General features: G+C 75.2%; 12 protein-coding genes. 7 read left to right on the top strand and 5 right to left on the bottom strand.

Translation table 11 applies throughout. The features are described from left to right. Nucleotides 1-57: 57 nt before the first annotated feature. The 6 genes from GA0070624_RS32685 to GA0070624_RS32665 all read left to right on the top strand — a co-directional run bounded on the left by GA0070624_RS32685 (nt 58) and on the right by GA0070624_RS32665 (nt 7,345). On the top strand, nt 58-894 hold the full coding sequence (locus tag GA0070624_RS32685; RefSeq protein WP_091347401.1) for a patatin-like phospholipase family protein: 837 nt from the start codon (nt 58-60) through the stop codon (nt 892-894). Then, a complete protein-coding gene (locus GA0070624_RS32680) occupies nt 894-1,916 on the top strand; it encodes a 1-acyl-sn-glycerol-3-phosphate acyltransferase (RefSeq protein ID WP_091347399.1) in 1,023 nt (340 codons plus the stop codon). The genes GA0070624_RS32685 and GA0070624_RS32680 overlap by 1 nt, the downstream gene beginning before the upstream one ends. A 52-nt stretch (nt 1,917-1,968) precedes the next feature. Beyond that, on the top strand, nt 1,969-2,289 hold the full coding sequence (cutA, locus tag GA0070624_RS32675; protein WP_091347397.1) for a divalent-cation tolerance protein CutA: 321 nt from the start codon (nt 1,969-1,971) through the stop codon (nt 2,287-2,289). Nucleotides 2,290-2,336: 47 nt separating this feature from the next. Continuing rightward, nucleotides 2,337-5,801: an SCO7613 C-terminal domain-containing membrane protein gene (locus GA0070624_RS32670; RefSeq protein WP_091347395.1), complete on the top strand. Its 3,465-nt coding sequence runs from the start codon at nt 2,337-2,339 to the stop codon at nt 5,799-5,801. Between the two features lie 105 nt (nt 5,802-5,906). Further along, complete coding sequence (locus tag GA0070624_RS35150) at nt 5,907-6,200, top strand: 4a-hydroxytetrahydrobiopterin dehydratase (protein ID WP_176731956.1); 294 nt, start codon at nt 5,907-5,909, stop codon at nt 6,198-6,200. Next, complete coding sequence (locus GA0070624_RS32665) at nt 6,197-7,345, top strand: FHA domain-containing protein (RefSeq protein ID WP_176731955.1); 1,149 nt, start codon at nt 6,197-6,199, stop codon at nt 7,343-7,345. Before GA0070624_RS35150 ends, GA0070624_RS32665 begins: the two co-directional genes overlap by 4 nt. 85 nt (nt 7,346-7,430) lie before the next feature. Here the strand turns inward: GA0070624_RS32665 and rocD are convergent, their stop codons facing one another. The 3 genes from rocD to GA0070624_RS32650 all read right to left on the bottom strand — a co-directional run bounded on the left by rocD (nt 7,431) and on the right by GA0070624_RS32650 (nt 10,608). Continuing rightward, nucleotides 7,431-8,645, bottom strand: a complete 1,215-nt coding sequence (gene rocD / locus GA0070624_RS32660; protein WP_176732085.1) for an ornithine--oxo-acid transaminase — start codon at nt 8,643-8,645, stop codon at nt 7,431-7,433. Then, the gene (gene ddaH / locus GA0070624_RS32655) at nt 8,645-9,460 is read right to left on the bottom strand and encodes a dimethylargininase (protein ID WP_176732084.1); all 816 of its coding nucleotides are present in this window, start codon (nt 9,458-9,460) and stop codon (nt 8,645-8,647) included. Before ddaH ends, rocD begins: the two co-directional genes overlap by 1 nt. Nucleotides 9,461-9,867: 407 nt before the next feature. Further along, complete coding sequence (locus GA0070624_RS32650) at nt 9,868-10,608, bottom strand: thrombospondin (RefSeq protein WP_245719093.1); 741 nt, start codon at nt 10,606-10,608, stop codon at nt 9,868-9,870. Between the two features lie 193 nt (nt 10,609-10,801). Here GA0070624_RS32650 and GA0070624_RS32645 point away from each other — a divergent pair, with 193 nt between their 5' ends. Continuing rightward, nucleotides 10,802-11,611 (top strand): Fpg/Nei family DNA glycosylase, encoded by an 810-nt coding sequence (locus GA0070624_RS32645; RefSeq protein WP_091347392.1) that lies wholly within the window; start codon nt 10,802-10,804, stop codon nt 11,609-11,611. A 204-nt stretch (nt 11,612-11,815) separates the two neighbouring features. On the opposite strand, the gene GA0070624_RS32640 is transcribed toward GA0070624_RS32645, so the two are convergent. Both GA0070624_RS32640 and GA0070624_RS32635 read right to left on the bottom strand, forming a co-directional pair. Then, entirely contained in the window at nt 11,816-13,195 is a 1,380-nt protein-coding gene (locus tag GA0070624_RS32640) for an FAD-dependent oxidoreductase (protein WP_091347391.1), read from the bottom strand. A 57-nt stretch (nt 13,196-13,252) separates the two neighbouring features. Next, complete coding sequence (locus GA0070624_RS32635) at nt 13,253-14,416, bottom strand: carboxylate-amine ligase (RefSeq protein ID WP_245719092.1); 1,164 nt, start codon at nt 14,414-14,416, stop codon at nt 13,253-13,255. Between the last annotated feature and the right edge of the window lie 11 nt (nt 14,417-14,427).

Genomic DNA, 14,427 nt, shown 5'->3' with positions numbered 1-14,427 from the left:
ACGGGTGGCCGAGTGGCTCGCCGGGACCCTTTCGGGGCGCGTGCCAGGATGAACGCCATGGTTGGCGGTCCGGTGGCGTTCGTGCTCGGCGGCGGGGGAGTGCTCGGCGCGGTCGAGGTGGGCATGCTCCGTGCCCTGTTCCGGGCCCGGATCCGGCCGGACATGGTGCTCGGCACCTCGATCGGGGCGGTCAACGGCGCCCTGGTCGCGGCTGACCCGTCCGAGGCGGTCACCGACCGACTGGTCCGGCTCTGGGCCTCCCCCGAGGCGAGCGAGGTGTACGGCGACTCGGTGGCCCGGCAGCTGCGCCGTTTCGCCGCCCGTACCCACCTGCACTCGCCCCGGCCGTTGCGCCGGCTGCTCGAGAGCGAGCTGGGCGAGGAGACCACCTTCGCCGACCTGAAGGTGCCGTTCCGCTGCTGCGCGGCGCACATCGAGCGGGCCGCCGAGCACTGGTTCCACCGCGGACCGCTGGTGCCGGCGGTGCTCGCCTCCGCCTCGGTGCCGGGGCTGCTGCCACCGACCGAGATCGACGGCCAGCACTACGTTGACGGCGGGATCGTCAACTCCATCCCGATCGGCGAGGCGGTCGCGGCCGGCGCGACGAGAATCTTCGTGCTGCAGGTGGGGCGGATCGAGCGGGAGCTGAGCCCGCCCCGGCGGCCCTGGGAGATCGCCCAGGTCGCCTTCGAGATCGCCCGGCGGCACCGGTTCGCCCGGGAGATGGCGGCCCTGCCCGACGAGGTGGAGGTGCACGTGCTGCCCACCGGGGGCGGGAGTCCGCGCGACGACAGCCCATGGGCGTACCGGGACATGGCGGCGGTGGGGCGGCGGATCAGCCGCGCGTACACCGCCTCCCGGCACTACCTCGCGACCCAACAGCTGGACCGCTGATGCCGTTGCCGCCGCGGTGGGTGCGCCGGTTGCTGCTGGCTCCCGGCGTGGTGCTGCTCGCGGCGGCGCTGCTGACCACACTGCCGGTCTGGGCGCTGCTCGCGCTGGCCGGCTCGCCGCTGGTGCCCGGCCGGCTCCGACCGCTGCGTCTGCTCTGGATCGGCGCGGTCTACCTGGTCTGGGACGCGGCCGCGCTGCTCGCCCTCTTCGCCCTCTGGGTGGCCTCCGGGTTCGGAACCCGCAAGCGGTCACCGGCGTTCCAGCGGGCGCACTACCGGTTGGCCGGGTGGTTCCTCCGGGTGCTGTTCTGGCAGGCCCGGTGGACGCTGCGGCTGCGCATCGACGTGATCGGCGCGGACCCGGACACCGCGCTGCCCGGCCGGCCGGAGCTGGTGCTCTGCCGGCACGCGGGGCCCGGTGACTCGTTCATCCTGATCCACGCGCTGGTGAACTGGTTCCACCGGGAGCCCCGGATCGTGCTCAAGGAGAGCCTGCAGTGGGACCCGGCGATCGACGTGATGCTGAACCGGCTGCCCAACCGCTTCATCGCACCCGGGCCGGACGGTCGGGAGTCGGTGATCGCGCAGATCGGCCACCTCGCGTCCGACCTGGACGACGACGACGCGTTCGTGATCTTTCCGGAGGGCGGCAACTTCACCCCGCGCCGGCGGCTGCGGGCCATCGCCCGGCTGCGCGCGCTCGGGCTGGAACGGATGGCGCGGCGCGCGGAGCGGATGCAGCACGTGCTGGCTCCGCAGCCCGGCGGACTGCTCGCCGCCCTCGACGCCGCCCCGGACGCTGGCGTGATCTTCGTGGCACACACCGGGCTGGACCGGATGCTGACCGTGACCGACGTCTGGCGGGAGCTGCCGATGGACAAGCGGATCGTGATGCGGTTCTGGTCGGTCCCGCCGGAGGAGGTCCCCGCCGACAGGCAAAAGCGCATCGAATGGCTCTTCGACTGGTGGACCCGGATCGACGAGTGGATCGCGGCCAACCGGGACGGCGTCGCCACCCGCTGACCCGCCGGCCGGAGTCGACCGGATGGGTGGGGATTCCGCGTAGGGTGCGCTCGTGGAGCAGATCTGCGTGGTGACGACGATGGTGGACGCGCGCTCCGTCGCGGACGTGCTGGCGGCCACGGCCGTGGCCGGGCGGCTGGCGGCGTGCGCCCGGGTCGGCGGGCAGGTGGACAGCACCTACTGGTGGAAGTCGGCGATGGAGACCACGGCCGAGTGGCCGGTGCAGTTCAAGACCGCGCCCGACCGGGTGGCCGCCCTGGTCGACCAGCTCCGCGCCAACCACCCGTACGAGGTGCCGGAGATCCTGGTGACCCGGGTGGAGAGCGCCAACCCCGACTACTCGGCCTGGCTGCACGAGCACACCCGTCCCTAGGTACGCGCACTCTTGGCGGCCGGCCGTCCGGCCACGATGCTGGCCGCGTGGAGAACACCGGCTACCCCTGTCCCGGCTGCGGCGCTCCCGCCGACCTTGCCTCCGGCTGCCCCGGCTGCGGTCGCCCGCCCTACCCGCCCGCAGCCGAGGTGGTCCGGCTGGACCAGGAGATCGTGTCGCTGGGGGCGGAGCTGGAGCGGGCGCGACGGAGGTACCAGGACCTGCTGGATCGGCTCCAGGTGACCCGGCAGCGCCGGGCGGAGCTGGTGGTCCTGATCCGCGCCGAGATCCCGGCGCCAGGCTCGGTGCCGCCGGCCCCGTCCCGCCCCGCGCCGCCGATCGTGCCCGCGGCGCAGGTCATCCCGGGTCGACCGGAGACCTCGACCCGGACCGTGCAGGGTCTGCTCTTCGTCCTCGGCGGGCTGCTCCTCGGCACCGCGGCGGTGGTCTTCACCGCTGTCGCCTGGGCGGCCGTCGGGGTGGCCGGTCGGGCGCTGATCCTGGCCGCGTTCACCGCGCTCGCGCTGGCCGTGCCGCTGATCGCCGCCCGGCGCGGGCTGCGCGGCACCGCCGAGACGTTCGCCGCGGTGGGGCTGCTGCTGGTGCTCCTCGACGGGTACGCCGCCTGGACCGTGGACCTGTTCGGGGTGGCCGGCTGGCCGAGGACCCGGTACGCCGCGATGGTCGTGGGGCTCACCGCGCTGGCCGCCGCCGGGTACGCCCGGCTCAGCCGGCTGACCGTGCCGTGGTTCGCGGCGCTGCTGGCCGGGCAGCCGGTGCTGCCGATGCTCGCGATCGAGGCCCGGCCGTCGGCGGCCGGTTGGGCCGTGGTGTTCACCGGGGTGGCGCTGGGTGACCTCGCGGTGGTGGTCGCCCTGCGGAACCGGGGCGGGGTGGCCGGTGCGGGGCCGGCGGATCCCGCCCGGCCGATCGGGGGAGCGGCGGCCGGCGGGGGACCGGTCGCCGCGCCGGGGGTGTCCGCGGCGGTGGTCGCCGGGCGGGTGCTCGGCTGGGTCGGCCACGGGGTCGCGCTGGCGATCGCGGCCGGGTACGCGCTGGTGCCGCTGGCCCGGGGACGGGCGGCCGGTACGCCCCTGCTGGCCGGCGGCCCGCTGGTGCTGGTGGCGCTGGCGCTGCTGTGCGGCGCGCTGCTGGCCGGGGGCCGGACACATCGGATGGTCGCCGCCGGGTTGCTGGTGCCGGTGCTCGCCACCGCGCTGCTCCGGCCGGTCGCCGTGCTGCGTCCCGGGCTGCTGCTGGTGTCGGCCGGGTTGGTGGTGGCCGTCCTGGCCGGGGCGGTCCGGGCGCTGCCGGAGCGGCTGCGTACCGGGCCCCGGGTCGGGGCGCTGGTGGTCGCCGGGGGACTGGCCCAGTTCGTCACGGTGACCGTCGCCGTCCTCGCCGGCGCCGCGGTCGTCCGGTCGGTGCCGCCCTGGCAGGGCGCCCCGGCCGGCCCGACGCTGCACTGGGGCTGGCAACTGCCGGTCGCGGTGCTGCTGACCACCGGGGCGGTGGCGCTGCTGCTGCCCCGGCCCGCCTGGCCGGTCGTCGCCGTGGCGGGCGGCGCGCTGGCCGTCCTGGCCGCCCCGGCGATCGCGCCCACCGGATGGCCGGTGGTGGTGGCGGCGGATCTGCTGTCGGCGTCGGCGCTGCTGCTGGCCGCGGTGGTCCGACCGCATCGGCGGTACCCGGCGGTGCTGGCCCCGGCCGTCGCCGGGGCCGCCCTGCTCGGCCACGCGTTGCTGGTGGGGCTGGCCGATCCGGCCGGTGCGGGGGCGGCACTCGCCGTCGCGGCGGTCGTCGGTCTCGCCGTGGCGGCCCAGGGCCGGCGGGGCGTTGGCGTCCAGCCGGTCGTCGCCGGGGTGGCGTTGGTGGCGGCGCTGCTGGCCGTACCGGCCGGTGCGGCGGTCGGGCTGATCGCCGCCGGGTCGCCGCCGTGGTGGCAGGCCCGGGCCGCGTTCGCCGCCGCCGGGCTGCTGGCGGCCGGGTCGCTCGCCGTCCGTCGATACTGGCCGGACCTGCACGGGTACGCCTCGACCGGGCTCGCTGTCGCCCTCGCGCTGGTCGGCATCGGGCCGCTGGTCGTACCGGGCGCGGAGCCGGTGGCGCTCTACGCCGCGCTTGCCGCGCTGCTGGCGGTCCTGGCCGGCGGGAGAGTGCGGCCGGGCGTCGCGCTGCGGTGGGTCGCTGCCGGGCTGGTGGTGGTCGCCGTGTTCACCGCCGCGCCGGTCTCCCTCCGGGTGCTGGCCGGCCTGCCCGTCCGGCCCTGGTCCGGGATCCCCCCGGTCGAGCGGGTGCCGGGTGCCCTCCCCACCGGGTCGGCGCTGTTGGTGCTGGCAGTGGCCGCGACCGCGTACGCCGTGATGGCGCGCGGCGGGCGGGGGATGCTGCCTGTGCTGGCCGCGCTGCCGTTCGCCGCGGTCGCGCTGCCGGTGCTGCTGGTGGCGGCCGGCGCGCCCTGGCCGCTGGTGCCGGCCGCCGCCTTCGGCGCCGGGGTGGCCGCGCTGCTGGCCGCCGCGGTCGCCGCGTCGCGTTCGCCGCTGACGCCCGTCGCGGCGGCGGTGGGGCTGGTGCTGGCGGGACCGGGGCTGGGCGGCCTGGTCGCCACCCGGGCCGGGACGCTCGCCGGCCTGGGCGCGCTGGTGGTGGCCGGGGCGGTCGTCGGGGCGGCCGGGCGGGAATCCGGCACCCGGCTCGTCGGCTGGCTGGTGACGGTGCTGACGGCGGCCAGCTTCGCGGTGACCGCGTCGCTGGCCGGCGGGCTGCCGCTGCGGACCGCGGCCTTCGCGGTGTTGGCGGTGGGGGCGCTCGTCCTGTTCGCGGCGCCCGTGCTGGCCGCCCGCGAGCCTGCGGTCGGCGTGGCGATGGAGGCGGCGGCCCAGGCCGTGGCCCTGGTGGCGCTGCTGCTGACCGATGGCGCGCTGCGGCACGCGGCGGCGGTCTCCGTCCTTTGGGGTGCGGCCGTGGCGCTGCGGGTGCTGCGGCGGGGTGAGTCGACGTCCCGGCGGTGGGTCTTCGCCGGCATCGCGGGCGGCAGCGAACTGCTCGGCGCGTGGCTGCTGCTGGCCGCCGGCGGGGTGGTGCTGCTGGAGGCGTACACGGTGCCGGCGGCCGGCCTCGCCCTCGCCGCGGGCCTGGTCGCGCTGCGTACCCGGCCGGGCCTGAACAGCTGGCTGGCGTTCGGGCCGGGGCTCGGCGCGGCGCTGCTGCCCAGCCTGGTGTCGGTGCTGGTGGCACCGGACCCGCAGCCGTGGCGGCGGCTGGCGCTCGGCGTCGCCGCGCTCGTCGCGGTGCTTGTCGGCGCGGTCCGGCGCTGGCAGGCGCCGGTCCTGCTCGGCGCGGCCGCGCTGGTTCCGCTCGCGCTGCACGAGCTGGTCCGCGGCTGGGACCTGCTGCCCCGGTGGATCTTCCTCGCCCTCGGCGGACTGGCGCTGATCGGGCTGGCCGCCACCTACGAGCGGCGCCGGCGGGACCTGGCCCGACTGCGGGCCGCGGTCGGCCGGATGGGTTGACGCCGCGCCGCTGCGCCCCGTGCGGTGGCCGCTCTCTGGGCCCCCCCGCTGCTCAGGGACGTGGCGGACCGAGCCCCCGGGAGAGCGCACCGGTAGGGTCGTCGCATGGCAGACGTGCTCACCGCGGAGGCGGTGCGAGACGAGCTGGGCGGGCTGGCGGACTGGTCGGGCGATCCGGCCGGGATCAGCCGTACCGTCGAGCTGGGCAGCTTCCCGGACGCCATCGCGGTGGTCGACCGGGTCGCCGCGGCGGCCGAGGAACTCGACCACCATCCCGACATCGACATCCGGTGGCGGACCTTGACCTTCCGCTGCGTCACCCATTCGGCCGGTGGGGTCACCCACCGTGACCTGGAGCTGGCTCGGCGGATCGATGACATCGTCCGGAGCGCCCGATGAGATTCGAGATCAGCAAGGTGCTGGACGCGATCGAGGGCCGGGTCTGCACCGACCCCTCGCTGGCCCGGGCCGTCGTGGACCTGGCCGAGGTGATTCGTTGGCAGGATCTCGACGGCGGCCGCCCGGGCAGCCTCCTCCGGCTCGGCATGGTGATCGACGCCCTGTCGCGGCAGTTGGAGGAGGACAGCGTTCCGGTCTACGCGATCGTGCACCGGGCCCTGCTCTCCGACGCCGACCTGACCTCCAACGAGCGGATGGTGGTCCGCCGCTGGGCCGACGACGGCCTGGTGGAGGTGCTCGACAACCCCGGGGACCGGATGCTGGAGGTCGCGGACCTGCTCGGGCTGCCGGTGCTCAGCCGGGTCCGCTTCGACGGGCTGGGCGGCCGCTACCCGTGGCTCGGGCAGGCCGGCCGCGTCCTCGCCCCGGTGCCCGGCGCCGGTGGCCCGGTCTTCATCGCACATGTCGGCGGCGGGCAGAGCCCGACCATTGGTACGCGGTCACCGGTCGGCGCGAAGCTGCTCGCCCGGCAGTGGCGCTGCCCCGAACCGGGCTGCGCGCTCTTCGGCGGCGGTGGGGGCGGTGGGGCCTTCGCCGACCTGGCCCGGGCGGACCGAGCCCCGGCCGGGCAGCCGCCACCCAGTCTCCGGGGCGGCGTGCCGGTCTGTCCCCGGCACGGCACCCGGCTCGGCGACACCGGGCCGCGGCCGCGTACCGAGGTGCTGGCGGTGCGGATCGGCGGGCTGGTCCGGCGCCGGTTCGTGCTCACCGAGACCCAGCCGGTGCCGGTCGGACGGGCGCCGGAGCAGTCCGAGGGGATCATGCTCGGTCAGTGGCTCAACGACGAGGCCCGGCGCTGGATCAGCCGCAGCCACGTCCAGTTCGAGCTGCGGGTGGGCGAGGTCGTGGTGACCGACACGAGCACCAACGGCTCGGGCATCCGCCCCAGCGGCTCGATGGCGGAGCCGGACCGGGTCCCGCTCGCCCCGAAGCAGTCCCGGGTGCTGAGCGAGGGCGACATCGTCGAGCTCTACCCCGGGGTGCAGATCGGTCGCGCCGACGAACTCCCCAGCGGCGCCCCCTTCACCCCCACCTCGGTGATGGCCGAGGCCCCCACCATGACCATGCGCCTCCCCCGGCCCTGACGGCTCCCGGACGCCCGCCACGCGGCGGGGACGGCGAAGGGCGCCGGGACCGCGGGTCCCGGCGCCCTTCGGCCGTACGCAGAGATCAGCCGGCCAGCACGGCGGCGAGCTGGGCCAGGAGGTGGTCGATCTCCTCCTCGGTGATCACCAGCGGCGGGGCCAGCCGGATGGTCGAGCCGTGGGTGTCCTTGGCCAGGATCCCGTGCTCCATGAGCCGCTCGCAGGCCTGCCGGCCGGTCATCAGCGCCGGGTCGATGTCCAGGCCGGCCCAGAGGCCGCGGCCCCGGACGGCGACCAGGCCCTTGCCGACCAGCGACTGGAGGCCGCCGTGCAGCCGCTCGCCCAGTTCGGCCGAGCGCTGCTGGAACTCGCCGGTGGCCAGCAGCCGGACCACCTCGGTGGCCACCGCGCAGGCCAGCGGGTTGCCGCCGAAGGTGGAGCCGTGCTGGCCGGGCTTGAGCACGCCCAGCACGTCGGCGTCCGCGGCGACCGCGGAGACCGGCACGATGCCGCCGCCGAGCGCCTTGCCCAGCAGGTACATGTCCGGCGTGACGCCCGCCAGGTCGCAGGCGAAGGTCGCGCCGGTCCGGCCCAGGCCGGACTGGATCTCGTCGGCGATGAAGAGCACGTTGCGCTCGGTGCAGACCCGGCGGACGCCCGGCAGGTAGCCCTCCGGCGGCACCACGACGCCCTGCTCGCCCTGGATCGGCTCGAGCAGCACGGCGACCGTGTTCTCGTCGATCGCCGCGGTCAGCGCGTCCAGGTCACCGTAGGGGACCACGGTGAAGCCCGGAGTGTACGGCCCGAAGTCGGCGCGGGCGTCCTCGTCGGTGGAGAAGCTGACGATGGTGGTCGTCCGGCCGTGGAAGTTGCCCTCCGCCACCACGATGTTCGCCTGGCCGGGGGTCACGCCCTTGACCTGGTAGCCCCACTTGCGGGCCACCTTGATGCCGGTCTCGACCGCCTCGGCGCCGGTGTTCATCGGCAGGACCAGGTCTTTGCCGCAGAGCTTGGCGAGCTCGCGGCAGAAGTCGGCGAACTGGTCGTGGATGAACGCCCGGCTGGTCAGGGTGAGCCGGTCGAGCTGCGCGTGCGCCGCCTCGATCAGCTTCGGGTGCCGGTGGCCGAAGTTCAGCGCCGAGTAGCCGGCCAGGCAGTCCAGGTAGCGGCGGCCGTCCACGTCGGTCAGCCAGCAGCCCTCGGCGGAGGAGATCACCACGGGCAGCGGGTGGTAGTTGTGCGCCGTCCAGCGTTCAGCGTCCCGGACCGCCCCCGGCGTCCGCAGCATGTCGTCGACGATCACTTGCCTGCCTTTCCCTGACGGAGTCGCAACGTGCAGCACTTCGGTCCCCCGCCGGCCTTGCGCAGCTCGGACAGGTCGATCCCGATGGTCTCGTAGCCCCGGTCGCGCAGCTTGGCGGCCAGGTCGGTGGCCTGGGCGGGCAGCACCACGTGCTTGCCGTCGCTGACCGCGTTCAGCCCCAGCACCTCGGCGTCGGCCATGGTGGCGTGGATCGCATCCGGGAAGAGCCGGCGCAGCACCGCGCGGCTGCCGGGCGAGAACGCCTCCGGCAGGTACGCCACGGTCCGCTCGTCGAGCACGGTGAGCGCGGTGTCCAGGTGGTAGAAGCGCGGGTCCACGAGCTGCATGGTGATCACCGGGTAGCCGAAGACCTCCTGCAGCTGCGCGTGCGAGGCGTGCGCGGTGCGGAAGCCGGTGCCGGCCAGCAGGAAGTCACCGACCAGCAGGACGTCGCCCTCGCCCTCGTTGATGTGCTTCGGGTCGTACATCTCGAAGCCGGCGGCCTCGAACCAGGCGCGGTAGGCGGGGGCCTCGTCGGCGCGCTGCGGGTCGCGGAACTGCACCGCCATCGCCTTGCCGTCGATCACCGTGCCGCCGTTCGCGGCGAAGACCATGTCCGGCAGGCCGGGGACCGGGTCGATCAGCTCGACCTCGTGGCCGAGGTCGACGTACGTCTGGCGGAGCTGCTCCCACTGCCGGATCGCCAGGTCGGCGTCGACCGGCGCGGTCGGGTCCATCCACGGGTTGATCGCGTAGTCCACGGCGAAGTACGTCGGCCGGCACATCAGAAAGCGCTGGCTGCTGGCGTCCATCGTCATTGTCCTGCTCCCAGGGGTCGGGCGCGCCCGGCCACGGTCGGCCCACGGGCTGGCGCCGTTGTCCAACGGTATGCGGCGCGGGCCGACGACATCCACCGCCAGAAGTTGCGTCCGGCGTCGGATCGTTGCGTCTGATGCCGAACCTGCGGCGGATCGTTGCATTCCCGGCGGTCCGCGTGGTCGCGGCGTGGTGGGTGACCATGATCGCGCGGGCGGCCGGGTGCGGCGGGCAAGCAGGTGCGGTGGGCAGCCTTTGGAGCTGATGTCGTGACCGAATCAGGCGGGGGAAACCCCTTCGGGGGCGGCGAATCGCCGCCCCCGAAAGAGGATGTGCCCGGCTGGTGAACCACCAGAGCTGATCGGGCGTGCCGGCGCACCGCCGGCGGGCCGGACAGTGCCCGTCAGAGCAGGTTCGCAAACTGTGAGTCGAGCCACTCCCGGAACCGGCCCACCCAGTCCCCGTCGGTGGTCGGCCAGCCGAACTGCCCGGTGAGGGCGACCACGCCCAGCACCACGGCGCCGAGGCCGAGCAGGATGCCGAGCAGCGCGTCGGTCTTGCCGGCCACGTGCCGGCGGCGGGTGGCGATCAGGCCGAGCACGGCGAGGACCGCGCCGACCGCGCCGAGCCCGATGCCGTACCCGGCGAGGGTGCCGGTCAGCACGAAGAGCGCACCCGCGACGGAGGCGATCAGGCCGAGGGTGGCGAGCAGGCTGGCCCGCGGCCTCGGACCGACGGCCATCGGCTCGACCCGCCGGTCGACGTCGGCGCGCTCCCGGTCGACCGGCACCGGCTCCTCCACCGTGCCGTCCGTATTCAGGTCGACGGTCCGCTCCCGACTGGGATCCGGGTCGACCGTCCCGGTGCGCGGGCTGTCCGCGGCCCAGGGCCGGCCGGTGGCGGCGTACGCCGTCCCGGCCCCGTCGGCGGCCCGGCGCTCCGCGTGCCCTGCGCGGTCGCCGTCGGTCGCGGTGCTCTGGTACGTCGTCGGGTCCTCGTCGCGGCCGGTGACCACGGGCCGCCCGGCCGGGCGCTCGACGGGGCCCATCGTGGCGGTCCCGTCGCGCCCGTCGACGCGTCCGTCGCCGTTCACGTCCTGGGTCGGCACCGGTTGGCTTCGGCGCGACAGCGAAGGAATCTTCACTTCAACACACCTCCTTGTCGATGCGTGGAGGCCTCGGGAAGCGGCACTGGCAGCCACGCGGTAACACCCGGGAGGTACCCAGCCGAGGCGCCGCCGACACCCGACGGGCCCGCCGACGCCGGCCCGTCCCGTCGATGTCCGCCGGGCTCGGCGTCGTCGGTGGACCGTCCCCGGTCCGGCTACCGTTGCTGCCGTGCCAGAGGGACACACCATTCATCGCCTGGCGGCCCGGCACGCCGAGCTGTTCGTCGGCGACAAGGTGGACGCCGCCAGCCCGCAGGGCCGCTTCGCCGAGGGCGCCGCCCGGCTCACCGGCACCGTCCTGGACGGCACCGAGGCGTACGGCAAGCATCTGCTGCACCACTTCGCCGGTGAGCTCACCCTGCACGTGCACCTCGGGCTCTACGGGAAGTTCGCCGACGGGCCCGGCGAACCGCCGCCGCCGGTCGGCCAGGTGCGGCTGCGGCTGACCAGCGACCGTCACTGGCTCGACCTGCGCGGCCCCACCGCCTGTGAGCTGCTCACCCCGCCCGAGGTGGCGGCGCTGTGCGACCGGCTCGGCCCGGACCCGCTGCGCGCCGACGCCGACCCGGATCGGGCGTACGCCCGGATCTCCCGCAGCCCGACGCCGCTGGCGGCGCTGCTGCTGGACCAGTCCGTGGTGGCCGGTACGGGGTTGATCTTCGTGACCGAGGCGCTGTTCCGGGCCGGGCTGCCGCCGACCCTGCCGGGTCGGGAGCTGACCGCGGCCGCCTGGCGGGAGCTCTGGGCCGACCTGGTCGCGCTGATGACCCTCGCGGTCGAGCGGGGCCGGATCGACACCGTCCGCGACGCTCACCTGCCGGAGGCGATGGGCCGCGCGGCCCGCGTCGACCGGCACGGCGGCGAGGTGTACGTCTACCGCCGCCCCGGTGCGCCCTGCCATGTCTGCGGCGTCGAGGTCAGCCGCGGCGAGCTGGCCGGCCGCAACCTCTACTGGTGCCCCACCTGCCAGGCCGGCTGACCCACGCCGGCGCTCACTCCCCGCCGAGCAGCCAGCGGACCACCTCGACCTGGTTGGTGAAGACCTGGCACCACTGCTGCTCCCGGCTGAACGGACCGTCCGGCGCTGCATCCCGCGGCACCCGCACCGGCTGATTTCGGCGCACTTCGGGTGCGTTTCTTGTCGCCCGAGTGACAACAACTGCACCCGAAGCCGACAGGGCGCTCACCGACCGGCGCCGGTGAGGGCGTCGACGGCCTTGCGGGCGGCGATCAGGACCGGGTCCCAGACCGGCGCGTACGGCGGGGCGTAGCCGAGGTCCAGGGCGGTCATGTCGTCCACCGTCATGCCGTTCCAGAGCGCCACGGCCAGGGAGTCGATCCGCTTGGCCGCCTCGGACCAGCCGACGATCTGCGCCCCGAGCAGCCGGCCGCTGGGCCGCTCGGCGATCAGCTTCACCGTCATCGGCCGGGCGCCGGGGTAGTAGCCGGCCCGGTTGGTCGACTCAGCCACCACCGCGATGAACTCGAACCCGGCCGCGGTGGCGTCCCGCTCCCGCAGGCCGGTGCGGCCCACCTCCAGGTCGCAGACCTTGGTCACCGCCGTGCCGATCACGCCGGGGAAGGTGGCGTACCCGCCGCCGATGTTGATGCCGGCCACCCGGCCCTGCTTGTTGGCGTGGGTGCCGAGCGGCACGTGCACCGGCATCCCGCTGACCCGGTTCAGGGTCTCCACGCAGTCCCCGGCCGCCCACACCCCGGGCACCCCGGGCACCCGCATCCGGCGGTCCGTCCGGATCCCGCCGGTCGGCCCGATCGGCAGGCCGGCCGCCTCGGCGAGCGCGGTGTTGGGGCGTACGCCGAGGCCGAGCACCACGACGTCGGCCGGCAGCGGGCCCTCCGTCGTGACCACCGCGGAGATCCGGCCGTCGCGCTCCTCCAGGCCGGTCACCGACAGGCCGGTACGGATCTGGATGCCGATGCCGCGCATCGCGTCGGCAACCAGCTCGCCCATGTCCGGATCCACGGTGGACATCGGCTGGTCGGCCTGCTCGACCAGGTTGACCGAGAGCCCGCGCTGGATCAGCGACTCGGCCATCTCGACACCGATGTAGCCGCCGCCGATCACCACCGCCCGGCGGGGGCGCGGCTCGCTCTCCAGCCAGTCCAGCAGCGCCGCCCCGTCGTCGAGGGTCTGCATGCCGAAGACCCCGGCGATCCCGGTCCGCGCCCACGGCGGCTTCACCGGGACCGCGCCGGCCGCGTACACCAGCGTGTCGAAGCCCTCGCGGACCTCGCCGCCGCCGTCGAGATCCCGCGCGACCACCTCGCGCCGTTCCAGGTCGATGCCGGTCACCTCGTGCCGGACCCGGACGTCGACGTCGAACGACTCGCGGAAGGTGGCCGGGTCCCGGGCGATGAGCTGGTCCCGCTCGGGCACCAGACCGCTGACCCAGTACGGGATGCCGCAGGCCGAGAAGGAGGTGGAGTGGCCCCGCTCGAACGCCACAATCGCCAGGTCGTCCCGACCGCGGCGGCGTCGGGCCTGGGACGCCGCCGACATGCCGGCGGCGTCCCCGCCGACGACGATCAGCCGTTCCGCCACGCCGCCCATCCTGTCACGTGGAGATCGACCGCGGGGCCGCCGCGCGAACGCCACCGGTCAGCCACGGGTCTGTCGGGCCACGTCCGCCACCACGTCCACGATCCGACCGGTACGGGCGAAGACGGCCCGCTGCCGGGCGGCGCCGCTGCCGTGCCGGCGCAGCCCGCCCAGCAGATCGGTCACCTGGTCGAGGTCGCCGTGCTTCTCCAGCTCCGGCCGGACCCGGTCGACCAGTTGCTCCAGCAGCTCCCACGCCGGCCGGAGTTCCCCGTCGGTCAGGTCCACGCCCTCGCCCTCCAGTCCGTCGTGGGCGGCCCGCCAGTGCGCGGCGACGAGCAGGTGGTGGTCGGTCCGGATGGCCGGCCGACCCGCCGCGATGTCGGTCATCGCGGTCGCCACGAGGGCCCGGACCAGGGCGACGACCAGCACGGCGTCGTCCACCGACGGGCAGACGTCACCGATCCGGATCTCCACCGTCGGATACCTTGCCGACAGTCGGGCGTACCAGTAGAGCATCCCCTCGTCGAGCATCACGCCGCTGGCGATCAGCTGCCGGATCAGCCGCTCGTAGTGCTCGTGCGACGCCAGGAACGGGGTGGGTGCCACCGACGGCCAGCGTTCCCACTCCACCGACCGCCAGCTCGCGTAGCCGGTGTCCGCACCCTTGGCGAACGGCGAGTTGGCGGTCACCGCCTGCAGGGTGGGCAGCCAGGGACGGACGTGGTTGAGCACCTGCACCCCGGTCTCCGGGTCGGGGACGCCGACGTGCACGTGCATGCCGTTGTTACCCGGGCCGGGCACCAGCAGCCGGAACCGCTCGACCATCCGGTCGAAGCGGGGCTGGTCGACCACCGGCGGGACCGGGCCGTCCACCGGGCCGGTGCCGATGGCGAGCACCCGTACGCCGGCCCGCTCGGCGGCGTCGGCCAGCGCGGCGCGCAGCACCCCCAGCGAGTGGCGGATCGAGGAGAGCTCCAGCCCGGGCGGGCTGCCGATCTCGATCTGGCTGGTCTGGAACTCCCGTTCCACCTGGCCGCGCAACTCCGCCGGCACCTGCTCCATGACCAGGTCGACGGCCGGCACGGCGGCGCCGGTGTGCGGGTCGACGAGCAGGAACTCCTCCTCGACGCCGACGGTGCGCAGATCGGTGCCGCCGTCGGCGCCGTCCGGGGCACCGCTGCCGGCGCCGTTCTGGCCGGCGCTCCGGTCCCGCTCCGCCACTGACCCGCTTA

The sequence above is a fragment of the Micromonospora rhizosphaerae genome, from assembly GCF_900091465.1.
GTDB classification, from domain to species: domain Bacteria; phylum Actinomycetota; class Actinomycetes; order Mycobacteriales; family Micromonosporaceae; genus Micromonospora; species Micromonospora rhizosphaerae.
Note: the sequence above shows the minus strand (reverse complement) of the source record. Positions and strands in the feature narration are given on the sequence as shown.

Bases quoted from the DNA above. Each gene is read 5' to 3' on its own strand.
- GA0070624_RS32680 (WP_091347399.1), top strand. From the start codon at position 894: ATGCCGTTGCCGCCGCGGTGGGTGCGCCGGTTGCTGCTGGCTCCCGGC.
- GA0070624_RS35150 (WP_176731956.1), top strand. From the start codon at position 5,907: ATGGCAGACGTGCTCACCGCGGAGGCGGTGCGAGACGAGCTGGGCGGG.
- ddaH (WP_176732084.1), bottom strand. From the start codon at position 9,460: ATGGACGCCAGCAGCCAGCGCTTTCTGATGTGCCGGCCGACGTACTTC.
- GA0070624_RS32685 (WP_091347401.1), top strand. From the start codon at position 58: ATGGTTGGCGGTCCGGTGGCGTTCGTGCTCGGCGGCGGGGGAGTGCTC.
- GA0070624_RS32665 (WP_176731955.1), top strand. From the start codon at position 6,197: ATGAGATTCGAGATCAGCAAGGTGCTGGACGCGATCGAGGGCCGGGTC.